Here is an 18,782-nt window from a genome sequence, read left to right as displayed (position 1 = left end):
AAATGTTTCGGAGTACCGGTGCTTTGTTGCTTTATCCCTGGCGTTTATTTTATCACAGAGGTTCGCGGAGGCAGCACAGAGAACCACAGAGTATATTATTTTTCTCTGTGGTTCTCTGTTTAAAAATCATCGGGAGCCCTCCCTACAAGATTAGCTTCTGGGGGCTTAGGGGAGAAACTCCTCCCTCTTCAGTGCTAACTTTGCAGGGGTTTGGTTGGTGTTCCGACTTTTGCCTGAATTGAAGATGTTTCGGAGTACCGGTGCTTTGTTGCTTTATTCCTTGGCAATTATTTTATCACAGAGGTTCGCGGAGGCAGCACAGAGAACCACAGAGTATATTATTTTTCTCTGTGGTTCTCTGTGCAAAAATCATCGGGAGCCCTCCTTACAAGATTAGCTTCAAGGGATTTAGGGGCGAAACTCCTCCCTCTTCAGTGCTAATTTTGCAGGGGTTTGGTTGGTGTTCCTACTTTTGCATGAATTGAAGATGTTTCGGAGTACCGGTGTTTTGTTGCTTTATCCCCGGCGTTTATTTTATCACAGAGGTTCGCGGAGGCAGCACAGAGAACCACAGAGTATATTATTTTTCTCTGTGGTTCTCTGTTTAAAAATCATCGGGAGCCCTCCCTACAAGATTAGCTTCTGGGGGCTTAGGGGAGAAACTCCTCCCTCTTCAGTGCTAACTTTGCAGGGGTTTGGTTGGTGTTCCGACTTTTGCCTGAATTGAAGATGTTTCGGAGTACCGGTGTTTTGTTGCTTTATCCCCAGATTATTTTATCACAGAGGTTCGCGGAGGCAGCACAGAGAACCAACAGAGTATATTATTTTTCTCTGTGGTTCTCTGTGCAAAAATCTTCGGGAGCCCTCCCTACAAGATTAGCTTCAGGGGATTTAGGGGAGAAACTCCTCCCTCTTCAGTGCTAATTTTGCAGGGGTTTGGTTGGTGTTCCGACTTTTGCCTGAATTGAAGATGTTTCGGAGTACCGGTGCTTTGTTGCTTTATTCCCGGCGATTATTTTATCACAGAGGTTCGCGGAGGCAGCACAGAGAACCACAGAGTATATTATTTTTCTCTGTGGTTCTCTGTTTAAAATCATCGGGAGCCCTCCCTACAAGATTAGCTTCTGGGGGCTTAGGGGAGAAACTCCTCCCTCTTCAGTGCTAACTTTGCAGGGGTTTGGTTGGTGTTCCGACTTTTGCCTGAATTGAAGATGTTTCGGAGTACCGGTGTTTTGTTGCTTTATCCCCGGCGATTATTTTATCACAGAGGTTCGCGGAGGCAGCACAGAGAACCAACAGAGTATATTATTTTTCACTGTGGTTCTCTGTTTAAAAAATCTTCGGGAGCCCTCCCTACAAGATTAGCTTCTGGGGATTTAGGGGCGAAACTCCTCCCTCTTCAGTGCTAATTTTGCAGGGGTTTGGTTGGTGTTCCTACTTTTGCATGAATTGAAGATGTTTCGGAGTACCGGTGCTTTGTTGCTTTATTCCCGGCGTTTATTTTATCACAGAGGTTCGCGGAGGCAGCACAGAGAACCACAGAGTATATTATTTTTCACTGTGGTTCTCTGTTTAAAAATCATCGGGAGCCTTCCCTACAAGATTAGCTTCTGGGGGCTTAGGGGCGAAACTCCTCCCTCTTCAGTGCTAATTTTGCAGGGGTTTGGTTGGTGTTCCGACTTTTGTCTGAATTGAAGATGTTTCGGAGTACCGGTGTTTTGTTGCTTTATCCCCGGCGATTATTTTATCACAGAGGTTCGCGGAGGCAGCACAGAGAACCAACAGAGTATATTATTTTTCTCTGTGGTTCTCTGTTTAAAAATCTTCGGGAGCCTTCCCTACAAGATTAGCTTCAGGGGATTTAGGGGCGAAACTCCTCCCTCTTCAGTGCTAATTTTGCAGGGGTTTGGTTGGTGTTCCGACTTTTGCCTGAATTGAAGATGTTTCGGAGTACCGGTGCTTTGTTGCTTTATTCCCGGCGATTATTTTATCACAGAGGTTCAGGGAGGCAGCACAGAGAACCACAGAGTATATTATTTTTCTCTGTGGTTCTCTGTGCAAAACCTCTGTGTAACTCTGTGCAAAAATCTTCGGGAGCCCTCCCTACAAGATTAGCTTCTGGGGATTTAGGGGCGAAACTCCTCCCTCTTCAGTGCTAATTTTGCAGGGGTTTGGTTGGTGTTCCTACTTTTGCATGAATTGAAGATGTTTCGGAGTACCGGTGTTTTGTTGCTTTATCCCCGGCGTTTATTTTATCACAGAGGTTCGCGGAGGCAGCACAGAGAACCACAGAGTATATTATTTTTCTCTGTGGTTCTCTGTGCAAAACATCTGTGTAACTCTGTGCAAAAATCTTCGGGAGCCCTCCCTACAAGATTAGCTTCTGGGGGCTTAGGGGCGAAACTCCTCCCTCTTCAGTGCTAATTTTGCAGGGGTTTGGTTGGTGTTCCTACTTTTGCCTGAATTGAAGATGTTTCGGAGTACCGGTGCTTTGTTGCTTTATTCCCGGCGATTATTTTATCACAGAGGTTCGCGGAGGCAGCACAGAGAACCAACAGAGTATATTATTTTTCTCTGTGGTTCTCTGTGCAAAAGTCTTCGAGAGCCCTCCCTACAAGATTAGCTTCAGGGTGCTGTGGGGGTGGGGGTGACAGGGGATTTAGGGGTAAGCCTCTTCAACCTAACTGGTGAGGAAGTGTTTCAAACCCGAAAACTGGCTTACGAAACCGGCAAAGCCATTTCGGTTGCTCACTGCCGTAAGGGTTGTACGTTTATTTGGTGCTCGTAATTAAAAACATCATAGGTTTGCCAAACCTATGATGTTTGAAAAATCGCATTGGCAAACGAGGGCGATAACCAGCGCACTTTTTTTAATAAGCACCGGATGATAATGGAAACTTGTACCCCAACCCAATCAAAACACCTTCACTATTGAACGTGTGCCAAAGTCACCATCAGGGGATTTGGGATAGCAGGGCAGGCAGTGGCGATGTTGCGTTAGCAGAAAACCCTGTCAGAGCGAATAGAACTCCGACAGGGTTTTAACAGAGATAGCAGCTATTTGAATAACCGCCACAGCGAAAATTATACAGATTGCAGATACATAATAGAACGCTCCCAATGTGCTATACTATCCAAATATCAGGTATTCTGTGGGATATTGCAGTTTCATATTTACCCTATATTAACAAAAATATAGCGATGGAAATGGGGTTCAAACTGCTAATCCAATTTAAACTTAAAGGGAAGCGTATAGGCGACACGTACTTTTTTACCTCTTTGCATTCCGGGTTTCCATTTTGGCATCAAATTAACCACTCTCAATGCTTCCTCGTCAATGCCTGCACCGCCGCCGGGCAATCCACGTTTAATATGAACTTGACTGATAGAGCCGTCCTCCATCACCACAAAACCGACATACACGGTTCCTTCAATACCGTTTTCTCTGGCCATAGCCGGATAATGTGTGTTTGAAGCCAAAAACTTAAACAAATCGGTCTGTCCGCCGGGAAATTCGGGCATTTGTTCCACAATCACAAAGACTTCCGGTTCTTCTTCTTTTATGATTTTGGGCTGCTCAACGGCTTTGGGAAGTTCAATTTCTCCGACATCGGCGGGCAATTCGACAAGCTCTATGACAGTGTTTTCATCTGCTTCGAGGTTTGCCAAATCGGGAGAATCTTCCAATATTTCTTTGTCTTCGACGATCTCAATTTTAGGAGGAGGAGGAGGGGGTGCCAATTTAGGAGGTGGAGCCACCTGAGGCGGTAAAATTTCAATATCGTCTTCAAAAACAAAATCTCCCGTCAAGGCTTTGACTTCTGCTTTTTGAGTACTGTAGTTAAAAGCATATAAAACCAGCAACAGGCTTAACGCTAAACTTACTTTTTGAAAAATGCTCCTGAAATTTTGAATGTCGGCTTCAGGATATTTTCTTTGCAAAAAAGATACCGGCTTTCCGGAATATTTTTTCATCAGACTTTCGGAAGAACGGAAACTAAAAAACAGGCGAAACAGTCCGAGCAATAAAAACGGGCTTAACAACAAAAGAATGGCAGTGAAGGTCATGGTGTTTTGAATTTAATTGGTGAACAACTTTTTTTGTTGTTTCAAAATTACCATCCCTAAACCCGTATAAAAAGCCGTATTGAGCAGGTGTATTGGTTTTTGTAGTAACCGCAGGTTTTTTAGCCTCTAACAAAATAAACTCCCTCTTTTCGGGCGCATTTTTTCAGCCTGATTACACAAAAATCAAAATGAATCAGATTTGCATAAAAAAAGTATTTTTTCGTTATAGTTAAACGTCATGAAAAAGAACGTATCTTATCTTAGCATTGTTTTTTATTCCAACAATCGAATTATTAAAATGAAAACCCCTGTTCAGTTTATATTTACAGTTTTACTGAGTATAATTTCTATTACTGTTTTTGCGCAAAAAATTCAAAAAACCGATTCTCTTTACGGTAAACCTATTGGTCAGATTTCGTTTTTAGGGTTATGTGTTTTAGGCACCGATACCATACCCTGTGTACAATTGGAAGAGTTGATAGTGTCAGACAAAAAGCGCTCGCCCGAAGAAGAAGCTGCATACCGCAGGTTAAAGCGCAATGTCATAAAAGTATATCCTTATGCCCAACGTGCAATAGAGTTAATCAATGAGCTGGATGCGGTCAATGCCTCGCTGACCCGCCGCAGAGATGAACGCAAATACAGGAACTATCTGGAAGATCAGCTTAAAAAACAGTTTGCCGAAGAGGTGAAAGACCTGAGTATTTCTCAAGGTAAAATCCTTATCAAACTCATTGAAAGGGGAACAAACAAAACATTTTACAACATTGTCAGAGAACATAAAAACTGGGCTTCTGCATTTGTTTACCACAATATCGGCCGCTCTTACGGGTATGACCTGAAAGAAGGTTACAACCCTCAAAACTACAGCGACCTGGAAAACATTGTCAGCTTTTTGGAACTGAACGGCGTGCAATACTTTGGGTATCGTTCTTATCCGGAATCGGAAAATCTCAAAAACTTTGAACTTCCAAATGTTGATTCGGTTATAAAATCTAAAAAGAAAAAAAATAAATAGGTTAATTTTTATTGCCCTGAATACCGGTTGCCCCAACAGGCTTCCGGTTTTTTTGTTTATGTCCGGATTTGGGGATAATCCATGTGAGGGGTTTTTTTGAAAAACGTTATGAAATAGTATCTTTGTGCAAATAACCATATTAGAAGTAAATTTTTCAGAAAAACATGACAAACCGGATACTTTTTATTGCTTTGATGCTATTGGTTAATGCCCAAGTATGGGCAAACGGCTTTTTTGTGGGTTCTCCTAAAGACTATTACTGGTATCCCACAGAAAGGGAAAGCAGCTATTTTAAAGCCTTTCCCGAGGGCTTCAACCCATGTTTTATTGAACTGATGAGCGATAAACAAACCGTTAACATTGACGGAGATTCTGTAACTGTTCAGATAAATCAGACCTATTACAATATTAGCTCCGACACCCTTCAAACCTACTACCTGCTTCCGCTTCCGGAAGATGTTCAGGTTAAAAAAATAGATTTTGCTATCAATCAGGACGAGTTCCGCGCCGAGCTTTACGACCCTGCCAAATCTTTTAAAGTGTTTAAAGATTTGGTTCGCCGTACCGGAAACCCCGAATGGTGGGCCTATGCAAATAGTCCGATGTTTAGGGTAAACATATACAAAACACCTCCCCGAAGTGTGTTGGCCGTAAAAATCACTTACAAATACAAGCTAACTCCGGAAGCTAACCGGTACAAATTTGAGTATCTCCTCAGTACACAGAAGTTCTCTGCTAAACCCTTGCAGGATACAGAATTCAATCTGACCATTAAAGGCAAAGAAAGGCTGAGCAATTTTTATTGCACCACACACGACCTTCCACCAACTTTTGTCAACGACAAACAGGTCAGTTATAAAATGTCTGCTAAAAGAGGTCGTATAGATAAGGATTTCTTATTGTACTATTCAACTACAAGTCAGGCAGTAGGGTATTCTTTGTTTACCCACAAAGAAGCCGGAAAACAAGGCTATTTTATGCTTGCATTTGATGGTGGTCCCGGAAACACACCGGAAGATAAAGATATTGTTTTTGCGATTGATATAGCTGAAACCATGACCCAAACCCAATGGGATAAGGTCAAAAAGGCAATAGAAAGCTGCATGAAAAAACTGAGCGCCAACGACCGGTTCAATATTGTAACTTTTGCCAACATTTCCGAATCGGCTTTTCCCGATTTTGTAGCGCCCAATTCGTCAAATCTCGCCTTGGCAAATTCTTATCTTAGCACAGTTAAACGCGGAGGTAAAGCCAATTACGAAGGGGCATTTAACAAGAGCCTTCATTTTTCAAAAGACCCCATGCGCCCGTACTATGTGTTGTTGGTCAGTGCCGGAGAACCTCAGGTGGGGATTGTTGTGGAGCATGATGAACTGATTGAAGAAATTGATGTTGCCAAAGTGCGCACACTGCGCTTGTTTACCGTTGGCATTGGCAATCTGGCAAATGCCGCTTTTTTAGAAAGGTTGGCTAACTATACCCAAGGTGAAGCTTTGTTTGTTGCAGACGATAATTCCATTGAAAGCAACATCACTGCATTTTACGATCAGGTCAGCAATCCGGTTTTGGTAAATTTGCAATTATATTTCGGTGATAATTTTGAAGTAACCGAAATGTACCCTAAAAAACCTAATAACCTGTTTAAAGACCAGACATTGTATATTTTGGGTAAATACCGGAAAGGAGCAAACACCACGGTTTCTTTGATTGGAGATTCAAAAAAGCTCATGCAGCGATATGACTATCAGGTCCAGTTTCCCGAAAGTTCAAATGAACATCCTTTTGTAGCCACCCTTTGGGCTGCCCGGGCAACCGGTGAAATGCTCAATCAACTGAAAGCAGACGGAAACGATATGGAAGGTCTCAGCGAAGAAATTGCCGACCTTGCCGAAGAACATTTTATCATTAATCCCTATACCGCCCATCTTTTACTTAAAAACATGCAGTTTTTGAGCGAAGAAAAGAAACGGGTTGCCCCCCGTTTTCTGGTGAATGCGGGTTCTGATTATGCGCAGGAATATGCCGGAGTAACCCAGCAAAAAGGCGCTAACGCACTGCTTAGCAGCCAAACTGCTTCAAAATTAATGCGCGCACATTACCTGCATCATTTACAGGCAGGTCAGCAAAACATGACCTTTACAGATGCCAAAGGCACTCAGCAAAAAGGGATAGCCGGAGAATATATCATGGTCAAAGACCGCATTTTTTACAAAAATGCCGACAACCTGTTAACTGATATGAGTACCCAAAACAAAGGGGAGGGCGAAAAACTATTTTTTGCTTCAGAGGCTTATGCTGCGATAGCGACCCCTGAAAATGCCCCGTTTTTGCGCATCGGTAAACAATTGCGCCTCGAAACGGGCGGTAAAATCTACGAGATTACCGAAGCGCCTCCTGTCGAAGTGAAGGAGGTAAAAGATGCCTCCAAATAAGCATTGCTTCAGGAAGTAATTTTTAGCGCCCGCTGTTTTTTAAAAAATGTGTGAAGTAGGCCATTTGCTACACTTCAAATGAAATGGTATCGCCCAAGCCCGGAATAAGGACATTTTTATACCCGGTTTTTTGTAATGCTTTCTGAAAAGACTGTTGGGCGAGGTATTCTCCATGCACTAAAAACAGTTGTTTCAATTGTTTTTTGTCCTGATTACTCAAAAACTGAATCATTTCCTGTTGGTCACCATGTGCGCTGAAAGAGTCCATTGCCATAATACGAGCTTTTACCCTGACTACTTCATCAAAAATAACTACCTCTTTAGCACCGCTTTTCAGTTCACCGCCCAAAGTCTCGGGTGCGCAATAACCAGTAAATAAAATTGTATTTTTTGCTTTTCCTGCATTGTGCAAAATATGGTGTCTTACTCTTCCCGCATTAGCCATGCCCGAAGCGCTGATGATTATGCAGGCTTGCTTGGTTCGGTTTAGTTGTTTCGAAGCATCTACGGTTCTGACATAGGTCAGTTGGTTGAAACCGAAAGGGTTAGGATCAACCCGCATATACTCAGTAATGTCTTTGTCGAAACAGTCAGGGTGCATTTGAAAGATATTCGTAGCATTTGTTGCCAAAGGACTGTCCACATATACCGGTATTTTAGGCAGTAATCCTTCGCTTTGCAGCAAATTCAGCATGTAAACCACCTCCTGCGTTTTACCCACACTGAATGCAGGGATAATCAGTTTCCCTTTGTTTTTGATACAAGTATCGGTAATTATTTTCAGCAATTTTTCCCTTTCGTTGGGTTTGCTTTCGTGAAGGCGGTCTCCATAAGTTGACTCGCAGATAATCACATCGCATTCGGGCATCGGGATAGGATCATGAAGAATAGGGCGATTGGGTCGGCCAATATCACCGGTAAACCCAATATGTACAGTTTTTCCTTTTTTGTTTTTCAAACGAAGAGTAACACTGGCACTTCCCAAAATATGACCATTATCACGCAACAATACTTCAACGTTATCATTGATCTGATACCAATGTTCATAAGCTATGCCTACTACTTGCCCAAAACATTTGGTTACATCATCCGACTCATAAAGCGGAACTACCTTGTCTTCTTCTTTTCTCCCGGGTTGTTTGTTCGAAAACTCGGCATCCCGCTCATGAATCAAAGCACTGTCCGTTAACATAAGCAGGGCTAAATCACGGGTTGCATGGGTGCAGATAATTTCACCTCTAAAGCCATCCCTTGTAAGCATAGGCAAGCGTCCGCTATGGTCAATATGTGCGTGGGAAAGAATAACGCAATCAATTTCTGCCGGATTAAATATCCATTGCCGGTTTAGTTTGCTGTACACCTCCTCGCTTCCATGATACATGCCGCAGTCCAGCAAAATTTTATACCCATCGTCGAGGGTTATCAGATGAGAACTGCCGGTAACTTCCCTTGCTGCTCCGCAAAACTTAATGTTCATGTTGTACAGTTTAAAAAATTACTAATAATTTTGAACAACCTGTGCCTTTAATCAGCAAACGCTGTTCTCAATTTTTTTAAAACACATAGACATGCAAATATAAACTCAAATTCGATTGGCACATCCTGTTTAAACGGATTTAGCGCAATACTGCCAAACCAGAGAGTAAAATTCAACCCTGCTTGCCCGCAAAAGGAAGGAGTTTAAATTTGATTCACAAAAAAAAGTAAAATAATTTTCAAAAACTTGTTTGCGTTAAACAAATCCCTTACCTTTGCGGACTAAAAAAAGATAGGGCTATGTTCGCAATAGTAGAAATATTAGGTCAACAATTTAAGGTGGCTGCAGGAAACGAAATTTTTGTTCACCATCTGAACGCAGAACCGGGCGACTCAATTACTTTTGACAAAGTGTTGCTGACCGATGATGAAGGTGCTGTAGAAGTTGGCAAACCCGTTTTGGAAGGCAGAAGCGTATCTGCTACGGTATTGGCACATCAGCAAGGCGATAAAGTGATTGTATTCAGAAAAAAACGCCGCAAAGGATTCCGCGTTAAAAACGGGCACCGTCAGCAATTCACCAAAATCAAAATTGATTCTATTGCTTGATTTCCTTAAGGAAAAAGCATTTCTTCAGGTTTTTAATTAACTGCATAAAAATATACCGTCATGGCACATAAGAAAGGTCAAGGTAGTTCCAAGAATGGACGCGATTCCAAAAGTAAACGCTTGGGCGTAAAATTGTATGGTGGTCAACTTGCCAAACCGGGTAATATCATCGTTCGTCAGCGCGGCACCAAGTTCCATCCGGGCGAAGGGGTTGGAATTGGAAAAGATCATACCATCTTTGCTACGACCGAAGGATTGGTAAAATTCACAACCAAAAGGCTTAACCGCACCTTTATTAGTATAGAAGTGCCGGTGGCTCAGGCTTAACCTGAGATCATTGCTTTATTGGTGATTACTGATTAAATTAAACTATTCGTCTAAAGACACCCTTATCTGTAAGCGGTGTCTTTTTTAGTTAGTGCAAATCTTAAATTTTATCCCCCAGGTTTCTTAGCTTTTGAATTCCATGCAATTAAAAACGCGAATAAAGGTCAATAGTATCGCCAACTTATCTGATGCAAGATACTTTGCTACTTTTGCAGAATGGGCAGGATTTAATTTTAACCCTGTAAATAAAGGTTTTATCCCAATTTCCACAGCCCGCGAGTTGATAGGATGGATGTCCGGCCACGCATTGTCGGAGAGTTTGGAGATGCCTCGATTGAACAGGTTAACCAAACGGCAGTTTTACTCGGTTTAGATTCTATTCAAATGAATCACGCCATTGACTACCGCCAATTAGCTCCAATAATTTCAACAATAATCAGGCAGGTATTTATTACGCCCCATACTAAAGCAAAGGAACTACAGGTTCTTTTAGACAAAGAAGCCCCTTTTACTGCCAGTTTTTTACTAAATTTCAAGGATGCCGGAATCAGTTGGGAAAGCCTTCAGCAGGCAGATTCAAAGTTGCGCCCAAAAGTGTTAAATCAACTTTGTAAAGACTATAACATCATTCTTCAACTGCCTTTTCATGCAGGCAATGTGCTGAAGATTGTAGATGAAATTAGTCCCTCGGGTATTGCAGTTGACAGTGGAGAAGAGATAAAAACAGGTATCCGTTCTTTTGAAGATATTGCAGGAATTATTGAGCAATTAGAGATTTAGCACTCTGACTTAATATTTTGTCAGTCAATAAAAGCAATACATTTCAACTCGATGGCAATGGATGTCGGAAGGCTGTTAACTTCAACCGTTGTCCTGCAGGGCTGATTGGTGCTGAAATACTCGGCATACAAACGGTTAAAGGTGTTAAAGTCCCGTTTCATATTGACCAAAAAGACGGTAACATCTACAAGGTTTTCCCAACTGGAACCGGAAGCTTCCAAAACGGCACGTACATTTTTAAACACCGAATGACATTGCGCTTCAAAGTCAAATTCGAGAAAATTTCCGTTTTTATCAGTAATTAACCCCGGAATATCAACCCCTGTTTTGGCATCTCTGGGTCCTATTCCTGACAAAAAAAGCAAATTACCCACTCTTCTTGCATGAGGGTATGCACCAACGGGCTTTGGGGCTTTGTCTGTAATGATTTTATCGTTTGGATTTTTATTCATAGCCCGCGCTTTATTTTGCCGGTATGTATATTACTTGATGCGCAGTTTTTGCCCAACTTGTAACTTGCTGTTTGTGCTCATTCTGTTCAGCCGGCAAATTTCTTTTACCTGTTTGCCGTGTTTCTGAGCAATCGCATAAAGTGTATCTCCTTTGCGAACAACATGGTACTTTGATTTGGAAGACCCGCTGCTGCTATAGCTTGTACGGTTATAGCTGTTGTCGTGGGCATCCAGATATGGGGAGGAAGAAGAAAAGTAATATTTATCTACAACAAAGGTGTGGCTTTTCAATTTTTGGGCTGAAAAGTCTATCATGGCAGTAGGGTCAAGAGGCAACCCTTTATAACGCACTTCAAAATGAAGGTGCGAACCAGTAGATCTGCCTGTGCTTCCGCCTAAACCAATTACATCCCCTGCCTTGACATCTTGGTTTGGAGAGACTTTTAATTTAGACAAATGTGCATAAGTCGTCTCCAACCCGTTAAAGTGACGAACAACGACCATATAACCATAAGAAGAAGAATACTGCGCAATCCGAACTCGCCCGTCAAATGCAGATTTGACCTGATCCCCTTTGTCTAAGTCGAGGTCAACGCCGTTATGATAACGTCCCCATCTGGGTCCGAATTTTGAGGTAACGATGCCGCCCACAGGAATGATAAAATCATCGTCTAAACCATGTGTGAGTAAAAACTCAACCGTTTCGGGCATTGTGGAAAGGTTGTAACGATAGGGGTGTATGTTGGAGGTGTTCCAGTTATAATCGTAATGAGCATTGCAAGGTATTTCTTCCTGATATACATCTGTCAGCAAAATTCTTTGCATGCTTCCCGAAACAGGGGACCCTGCCGGTCTGTGAATCGGCGCAGGCACTACATCCAATACTGCTTCTTCTTCCACCTCATCTTCGGTGGTTGAAAAATCAGCCAGTTCTTCAAATGTTGATTCGGGTTTTCTAAAATTGCTTCTCGAGGCAGTTGCACGCAGATTATCAAACTCCCCGGACTGGTCAGCCAATAAGGTTTCTCCTGCTGGTTGAGAATAGGTTTCAAACAAATTTGTAGCTATTTGATTAGCCGCAAATTCTCCGTTGACATAAAAAATCCCGTCTGCCTTGGCTACAGAATCTTTCAAAAAAGGATGAACCAATCCGATCAGTTCATGCTCTTCGGGAGAGGCTATTTCATTATTTATATAAAGGATGCCGTCAACAATCCGCTTGTCGGGCTTTGGTGGTTCATTTGCTAATATCTCACTGTTTTCTGATATTGAATCTGTATTCATTAGTTCAACAGGTGGAGCAAAAGTGGTAGAAATATCTCGTACATCATAGATTAACCGTTTAATCCACCATTCTGTTTTTGCTACCATTTCGGCATGAAAATCAGCCGCGACAGTAACGGTATCAGATGTTTGCGATTCATTAGTTTTTGAGCCGGAGTTGTTCAATCCCATTTTTCCGGCAGAGGTCTTTTTAAAACTATTTATTTGAGTGTCTTGTACTACAACGGTCAGAGTTGTTACTTCGGACGGACAGACTTCGTAGGTACAACGACTTACTGACAAATGTTTTTGCAGTAAGTTTTCATGAAAATTGTTGAATGTAGTGGCAAAAGCGAGACAACTAATCAGTAAAAAAAGAGAAAAATAAAAGTATGGCAAGTAGTTACTGTTTTCTTCCATTGTGGTGTTTAAGTTTATTGCTCAAAATGTGATCGCTTGCATAGGGCATGGTTAAATATCTTTTGTGGTTTATCAATAGATTTACCCATTGCCCTATCACTTTTGTTTACTTTAAAAGCGCTTACTTCATTTTGGTTGGTTGTAATTTTCTTTTTTAATTATAAAAACACATTGGACTCATTGTCTGAAACAAGCACAAAAAGCGCTTGATTTGCCGGCAAAAAAAACTCCTATGAGTAGCTATTTTATTAGAAAAGCTTAAAAACAACGCGCAAAGATAGTGTTCTATCCCTATTATACAAGCACATCGGGTGAAATTAACACATTAAAACAAGGGAAAAACAAACACTCAGTGTTAAGCAGACTGTATTAATGGAAGGCATAAACTCTGAAGAAGCAGAAAGATGAGATAGAGGGTTTTAATTCAACTCTTTTGAAGATAAAACGAGGCTAAATGGCATACTTTGGAAGAGTTAACTATTTTGACTGTTGATATGTTATATAAAGAAGTTGTTTTAAATCGCTGATGTCTTCAAAAGGGTTGGGTTGTATCAGGTGTTTTCATAACTTTAATGTACAGTCATAGGAGGTAAAACTTGTCTGTTAATACACAAGGTTTTTATAATTGGCATAATATTAGCTGTAAAATTCTAACGACAAAACATCTTTAAAATAAAGCCCTAAAGAATTGCGAAAATAAAAATATATTTTTGTTTCAGCGAAAAGTGAAATATTTTTTAAAAATTTGAACCTATAACAGTATCTTTGATAATTCAATTTTTATAAAACCTCAGCCAATTTCCTAAAATAAAACACTTACAACCATTATGCTAAATCAGCGCCTCGTTCAAAAGCAAATTCAGAAATTATCTCCTCAACAAATTCAGACGATGAAGTTGTTGCAAGTGCCGACATTGTTGCTCGAAGCAAGGATTAAACAAGAGTTGGAAGAAAATCCTGCTTTGGAGGAGGTGAGGTTGGATGATGCACAGGCAACACAGGTATCTTTGGATCATACTGAGCCTAACAGTTCTGACAGTAACAATGAGCAGAACGAAGACGGATTTGATGAATATGACCTGAGCGGGTATTATGATGATGATGACAGAACACCCGGCTATAAGTTGAACGACCCCAATTATGGAAGCAGTGAAGAAAACAGAACAATTCCAAAAGCATTTGACGTTACATTTCACGAATATTTAATGCAGCAATTGGGCATGGTAAGTATAAACGAACCGTCATACCTGATTGCAAAACAAGTGATTGGCAGCTTAGACGATGATGGTTATTTGAGACGCAGTTTGAATTCGATCAGTGATGACCTCGCCTTTAAACAGAACATCATGGTAGAGGTACCGGAATTAGAAACCCTGTTACATATTATTCAATCTTTCGATCCTCCCGGCGTGGGAGCCCGGTCATTGCAGGAGTGTTTGATGATACAGTTAAAAAGACGGCACCCTGAAGAAAACTATTCCGTAAAACTGGCAATAACCATATTGGAAGACCATTTTGAAGAATTTACCAAGAAGCATTACGAAAAACTTTGTCGTCAGTTACATATCAATATGGAAGACTTAAGAGGTGCAGTTGATGAAATTTTAAAACTGAACCCAAGACCCGGAAATGCTTATTCGCCCAACAACACTACCATCAATCCTGAAACCTATATTGTTCCGGATTTTATTGTTACAAATGTGAATGATGAGTTATTGCTAACACTCAATTCGCGTAATACTCCGGAACTCAGGATTAGTGATACCTATAAAGAAATGCTGAAAGAATATTCGCGCTCCAAAAACAAGAAAAAGGACGTACAAAAAAGTGAAGCTATTTTGTTTATAAAACAAAAAATTGACTCTGCCAAGTGGTTTATAGATGCCATCAAGCAAAGACAAACAACTATGCTGAAAACAATGGAAGCTATTCTCAGTTATCAGCACGATTATTTTATTACCGGTGATGAAACGCAGTTGCGACCTATGATTCTCAAGGATGTTGCCGATATTACCAATTTAGACATTTCGACTATTTCGCGCGTTTCTAACAGTAAATTTGTGCAAACTGAGTTTGGGACTTTTTCGCTTAAATCTTTCTTCTCCGAGGCTATGCAAACCGATAGCGGAGAGGAAGTGTCGAACAGAGAAATCAAAAAGATTTTGTCTGATCTGATAGGACAAGAGAATAAAAAACGCCCCTTGTCTGATCAGAAAATCACGGAAGAACTGGTTAAACGAGGGTATAATATTGCCCGCCGTACCGTTGCCAAATACCGCGAACATTTGGACATTCCCGTAGCAAGACTTAGAAAAAAGATATAAGCGGTATAACAGAATTGCATGTTATTGCTAAATTTCAGGGGTATATATTTTTGTTGAATTATCCGGTATTTCAACCAATCAGTTTCAACACAGGTTTTTTACCCGGCAATGAAAATATAAATATGGAACAACAAGTACCTTTGCCTAAACCTTCAGATTTCAATACAGAAAAGCCAAATGTTCTTTCGGGCATCAAAGTCGTCGCCCATCTATTATCTGTTTTGCTGCATCCTGTATTGATTCCTACTTATCTGGCAATGTTTATTGTTTGGGTCTTGCCAAATATTTTTGGTTTTTATACCTCAGGTCAAGCTGTTTTTGTGGTCAGAACCATTGCTCTTTACACCCTTTTGTTTCCGTTGATGATAGTTTTCCTGATGCGTCGCCTCGATTTTATTGACAGTTTTCAGGTTACTGACCGCAAGCAACGCATTTTGGTTTTCATGCCGATGGCGTTTTTATACACATGGACCTGCACCGTATTGTATCGGGAGCAATTGCCGGTTATAGCCGCTAAAATGATGTTTGGAGCAACCATTGCCTTGTTTTTGTCCATGATTGTTAATATAATGGTCGAGAAAATAAGCATTCATGCCATTGGAATGGGAGGCGCTTTTGCTGTGGTGTTATTTGTTTCTGGTATCAGTATTTTCAATATCGCCTGGGCTTTGATGTTGGTTATTTTTTTAACCGGAGCCGTAGGTACTTCACGTCTGATTTTAAATGCACACCAACCCCGAGAGGTATATAATGGCTATATGCTTGGGTTTTTATGTATGTCAGTTTCTTTATTGTTATTTTGATTTTTCTCATCCGTATTCTTTTTGTTGTCTCTTTTTTCAAATACCTTTCAGACAATTTCCATTTATCAGCGCGTTAATTGCAATTCCGGCAATTCAAACTTTATTGTTGATAATTCCGTTTTTGATACTTCCTGCAACAATGGGATATTATGAATTCAGCAAGGCAGCTTAGTTGGTTTGACAAATTGGTCTATTTTTTCAATCTCCTTGCGATTGTTGTATTGCTGTGTACCTATACAGCTCCATTTATCAATCCTGAAACCCTGTGGATACCTGCTGTTTTGGCATTAGGTTATCCCTATATTCTGTTGGTTAATCTTTTTTTTACCCTGTACTGGTTGCTCAGAAAGAAGTGGAAGCAGTTTTTTTACATGCTTATCGTGTTGCTGATTGGCTACAATATGTTTTCTAAAACTGTGGCCTTAAACCTCAACACCTCTGTGCCAAAGTCTGCCACCGAAGGGAAAATTCAGATGTTAAAGGTAATGAGTTATAATGTTCGCAATTTTGATTTGTATAACTGGAAAGAAAATATCCCTGCCAGAGACAGGATGCTGAATTTGATTCGAGCAGAAAATCCCGATATTATTTGTTTTCAGGAGTTTTATACCGAAGACAAAGGCGAGTTACATAACATTAAGTTGCTGGTCAATGAATTAGGCTATAAATATTACCATTTTGAAAAAACACTTTCACTGAGAGGTAAAGATCATTGGGGGGAAGCTATTTTTTCAAAATACCCATTGTCCAATCCTGATAAAATTGTATTCAGCAACTCCACCGGAAATATAGTGGCTTATGCAGATGTAGAGGTAAACGGCAAATTAATTCGCATTTTTAATGCCCATTTACAATCATTTAAACTTGCTGACAAAGAAGTCAAATACATCAGCGAACTTTCCGGAAATCTGAATGATAACCCTTTAAAACAAACGGCTTTACAAAAAGCCAAGGATATTGTGGTGAAACTGGGGGGCGGTTTTCAAAAGAGAAGTACACAAGCCCGCGTGCTGGCAGAACATATCCAAAAATCGCCCCATCCTGTTGTTGTTTGTGGCGATTTTAACGATGTGCCTGCATCCTATACCTACCGCACCATCAGTAAAAATCTACAGGATGCATTTTTAAAAAGTGATTTTGGAATGGGCAAAACCTATAACGCCCTTACCCCTAACCTTCGCATTGACTATATCCTACATGATCCAACAATGGTTTCTCATGGCTTTTCTATTCTTAAAAAAGACTATTCAGACCATTATGCCATTGTTTGTACTTTGGAGTTACCTCCTAAGTAAGGCAGAAGTATCATAAATTCTTCCGTACCTTTACGGACGAAAGGGCAAGCCTTTTTTCCTCCAAGCAATGAGCAGTAAAATTTTTTTCAGGTCTTTACTTTCTATTTTTTTTTGTCCCCTTTTATGAATTATCCATCTAAACATATCGAAGACTCTGTCAATGAATTTTCAAAACTTCCGGGTATCGGAAAAAAAACTGCCCTTCGGCTGGTGTTGCATTTGCTTAAACAAGACTCCAAAGAAGTAGAGCGGTTCAGCGAAACGATTATCAGGATGCGCAATGACATTAAAAAGTGCAAGATATGCCATAATGTGGCTGACACCGAAATTTGCAATATTTGTGCCAGCCCTTCGAGAAACAAAACCCTCGTTTGTGTGGTAGAGACGCTAAGGGATGTGATAGCGATAGAAAATACACAGCAGTTTAACGGAGTTTATCATGTGATTGGTGGAGTTATTTCACCTATAGATGGTATTGGCCCTGATAACCTCCAAATTGAAAGCCTGGTAGAGCGGGTAAAAACCGAAATTGTAGAAGAACTCATCATGGCTTTAAGCCCGACAATGGAAGGCGACACCACTATTTTTTACATTTCCAAAAAACTGTCAGGCTTACCGGTTAAAATAACTACTGTTGCGCGCGGCATTGCATTTGGCGGAGAACTGGAATATGTAGATGAATTTACGCTTGCCCGGTCTATTGCCACAAGGTTGCCTTATGAGAACTATCTGTTAAGCAGATAAACGAAGGAGGAACAATTTATTTTTTTTAAAATTTTTTCATCAATTTATGCAATCCAAACAGCCTTTTTTTGGTTAAACAGAAAAAGACCTTATATTTGCATCTTCTATGAAAATTATATTTTGTAACCACTAAATAACACTAAACAATGGGACTTATTTCGTTTATGAAAAATGCCGGTGCTAAACTTTTCGGAAGAAAAGATGAGACCGCTGAGAAAAAAGAAGTTGTGTCAACTACTCCCGTTTTAAGCCAGGAAGAATTGGATGCTCAAAAAGCGCTTTTATTAGAAAGCGAAGTGCGCAAATTCGGATTGAACATTGAAGACCTATACATACAGGTAAACGATGAAACCGCAATTGTTCACGGTAAAGCATACAGTGTGTCCGACAAAGAAAAAGCAATTTTGGTTTGCGGCAATGTTGATGGTATTGCTTATGTCGAAGACCGTATTTCGTTGCCCGAAGATCGCAGTGTTGAGCAGACTGACTCGCAATACTACACTGTTGTTAAAGGCGATACGCTTTCAAAAATTGCCAAAGAGTTTTATGGCAATGCCAATAAATACATGGTTATTTTTGAAGCCAACAAACCCATGTTGTCTGACCCTGATAAGATTTATCCCGGACAGGTGTTGCGCATTCCTGCTCTTTAAGATTTCATTTTACTGATTCTAATTTAAAATCGTTCGTTCATAATTACGACAACAATGTGCGAACAAAGAATATCGGTGTAGTCTTGCCCATTTTTTTTCGGTAAGATTTCACCGATAT

Annotated in this window: 14 protein-coding genes; 10 read left to right on the top strand and 4 right to left on the bottom strand. The window is 40.6% G+C overall.

The annotated features are described in order from the left end of the window. Positions 1–3,222: 3,222 nt before the first annotated feature. Positions 3,223–4,068, bottom strand: a complete 846-nt coding sequence (locus IPM47_05125) for an energy transducer TonB (GenBank protein QQS30334.1) — start codon at positions 4,066–4,068, stop codon at positions 3,223–3,225. A gap of 238 nt (positions 4,069–4,306) precedes the next feature. On the opposite strand from IPM47_05125, the gene IPM47_05120 reads away from it, so the two are divergent. Further along, positions 4,307–5,086 carry a DUF4294 domain-containing protein gene (locus tag IPM47_05120; protein ID QQS30333.1) on the top strand — a complete coding sequence of 260 codons (780 nt, stop codon included), beginning with the start codon at positions 4,307–4,309 and terminating at the stop codon, positions 5,084–5,086. 164 nt (positions 5,087–5,250) lie between these two features. Further along, positions 5,251–7,518: a VWA domain-containing protein gene (locus IPM47_05115; protein QQS30332.1), complete on the top strand. Its 2,268-nt coding sequence runs from the start codon at positions 5,251–5,253 to the stop codon at positions 7,516–7,518. Between the two features lie 67 nt (positions 7,519–7,585). Here IPM47_05115 and IPM47_05110 read toward each other — a convergent pair whose 3' ends face one another. Continuing rightward, the gene (locus IPM47_05110) at positions 7,586–8,995 is read right to left on the bottom strand and encodes an MBL fold metallo-hydrolase (protein ID QQS30331.1); all 1,410 of its coding nucleotides are present in this window, start codon (positions 8,993–8,995) and stop codon (positions 7,586–7,588) included. 299 nt (positions 8,996–9,294) lie between these two features. Between IPM47_05110 and rplU the strand changes: the two genes are divergently transcribed. The 3 genes from rplU (at position 9,295) to IPM47_05095 (ending at position 10,710) form a co-directional block, all read left to right on the top strand. Then, the gene (gene rplU, locus IPM47_05105) at positions 9,295–9,603 is read left to right on the top strand and encodes a 50S ribosomal protein L21 (protein QQS30330.1); all 309 of its coding nucleotides are present in this window, start codon (positions 9,295–9,297) and stop codon (positions 9,601–9,603) included. Between the two features lie 60 nt (positions 9,604–9,663). Further along, a complete protein-coding gene (rpmA, locus tag IPM47_05100; protein ID QQS30329.1) occupies positions 9,664–9,930 on the top strand; it encodes a 50S ribosomal protein L27 in 267 nt (88 codons plus the stop codon). Between the two features lie 288 nt (positions 9,931–10,218). Next, the gene (locus tag IPM47_05095; protein ID QQS30328.1) at positions 10,219–10,710 is read left to right on the top strand and encodes a hypothetical protein; all 492 of its coding nucleotides are present in this window, start codon (positions 10,219–10,221) and stop codon (positions 10,708–10,710) included. 20 nt (positions 10,711–10,730) lie between these two features. Here IPM47_05095 and IPM47_05090 read toward each other — a convergent pair whose 3' ends face one another. Together IPM47_05090 and IPM47_05085 are read right to left on the bottom strand one after the other, a co-directional pair. Beyond that, the gene (locus IPM47_05090; GenBank protein ID QQS30327.1) at positions 10,731–11,162 is read right to left on the bottom strand and encodes a RidA family protein; all 432 of its coding nucleotides are present in this window, start codon (positions 11,160–11,162) and stop codon (positions 10,731–10,733) included. A 30-nt stretch (positions 11,163–11,192) separates the two neighbouring features. Continuing rightward, the gene (locus IPM47_05085) at positions 11,193–12,845 is read right to left on the bottom strand and encodes a peptidoglycan DD-metalloendopeptidase family protein (protein QQS30326.1); all 1,653 of its coding nucleotides are present in this window, start codon (positions 12,843–12,845) and stop codon (positions 11,193–11,195) included. A gap of 827 nt (positions 12,846–13,672) precedes the next feature. Between IPM47_05085 and rpoN the strand changes: the two genes are divergently transcribed. The 5 genes from rpoN to lysM all read left to right on the top strand — a co-directional run bounded on the left by rpoN (position 13,673) and on the right by lysM (position 18,664). Next, complete coding sequence (rpoN, locus tag IPM47_05080; protein ID QQS30325.1) at positions 13,673–15,169, top strand: RNA polymerase factor sigma-54; 1,497 nt, start codon at positions 13,673–13,675, stop codon at positions 15,167–15,169. Positions 15,170–15,291: 122 nt separating this feature from the next. Continuing rightward, the gene (locus IPM47_05075) at positions 15,292–15,972 is read left to right on the top strand and encodes a hypothetical protein (GenBank protein ID QQS30324.1); all 681 of its coding nucleotides are present in this window, start codon (positions 15,292–15,294) and stop codon (positions 15,970–15,972) included. A gap of 149 nt (positions 15,973–16,121) precedes the next feature. Then, positions 16,122–17,267, top strand: coding sequence for an endonuclease/exonuclease/phosphatase family protein (locus IPM47_05070; GenBank protein ID QQS30323.1), 1,146 nt, complete (start codon positions 16,122–16,124; stop codon positions 17,265–17,267). Positions 17,268–17,390: 123 nt separating this feature from the next. After that, positions 17,391–18,011: a recombination protein RecR gene (recR, locus tag IPM47_05065; protein ID QQS30322.1), complete on the top strand. Its 621-nt coding sequence runs from the start codon at positions 17,391–17,393 to the stop codon at positions 18,009–18,011. A gap of 146 nt (positions 18,012–18,157) precedes the next feature. Further along, on the top strand, positions 18,158–18,664 hold the full coding sequence (gene lysM / locus IPM47_05060; protein QQS30321.1) for a peptidoglycan-binding protein LysM: 507 nt from the start codon (positions 18,158–18,160) through the stop codon (positions 18,662–18,664). Positions 18,665–18,782: the final 118 nt, after the last annotated feature.

The organism is Sphingobacteriales bacterium (assembly GCA_016700115.1).
In the GTDB taxonomy this organism is placed as follows: domain Bacteria; phylum Bacteroidota; class Bacteroidia; order Chitinophagales; family UBA2359; genus UBA2359.
The sequence above is the reverse complement of the archived record's forward strand: the minus strand, read 5'-3'. Positions and strand labels throughout refer to the sequence as shown.

Coding starts and splice junctions, on each gene's coding strand:
- IPM47_05125 (QQS30334.1), bottom strand. CDS start 4,068: ATGACCTTCACTGCCATTCTTTTGTTGTTAAGCCCGTTTTTATTGCTC.
- IPM47_05120 (QQS30333.1), top strand. CDS start 4,307: ATGAAAAAGAACGTATCTTATCTTAGCATTGTTTTTTATTCCAACAAT.
- IPM47_05115 (QQS30332.1), top strand. CDS start 5,251: ATGACAAACCGGATACTTTTTATTGCTTTGATGCTATTGGTTAATGCC.
- IPM47_05110 (QQS30331.1), bottom strand. CDS start 8,995: ATGAACATTAAGTTTTGCGGAGCAGCAAGGGAAGTTACCGGCAGTTCT.
- rplU (QQS30330.1), top strand. CDS start 9,295: ATGTTCGCAATAGTAGAAATATTAGGTCAACAATTTAAGGTGGCTGCA.
- rpmA (QQS30329.1), top strand. CDS start 9,664: ATGGCACATAAGAAAGGTCAAGGTAGTTCCAAGAATGGACGCGATTCC.
- IPM47_05095 (QQS30328.1), top strand. CDS start 10,219: ATGGATGTCCGGCCACGCATTGTCGGAGAGTTTGGAGATGCCTCGATT.
- IPM47_05090 (QQS30327.1), bottom strand. CDS start 11,162: ATGAATAAAAATCCAAACGATAAAATCATTACAGACAAAGCCCCAAAG.
- IPM47_05085 (QQS30326.1), bottom strand. CDS start 12,845: ATGGAAGAAAACAGTAACTACTTGCCATACTTTTATTTTTCTCTTTTT.
- rpoN (QQS30325.1), top strand. CDS start 13,673: ATGCTAAATCAGCGCCTCGTTCAAAAGCAAATTCAGAAATTATCTCCT.
- IPM47_05075 (QQS30324.1), top strand. CDS start 15,292: ATGGAACAACAAGTACCTTTGCCTAAACCTTCAGATTTCAATACAGAA.
- IPM47_05070 (QQS30323.1), top strand. CDS start 16,122: ATGAATTCAGCAAGGCAGCTTAGTTGGTTTGACAAATTGGTCTATTTT.
- recR (QQS30322.1), top strand. CDS start 17,391: ATGAATTATCCATCTAAACATATCGAAGACTCTGTCAATGAATTTTCA.
- lysM (QQS30321.1), top strand. CDS start 18,158: ATGGGACTTATTTCGTTTATGAAAAATGCCGGTGCTAAACTTTTCGGA.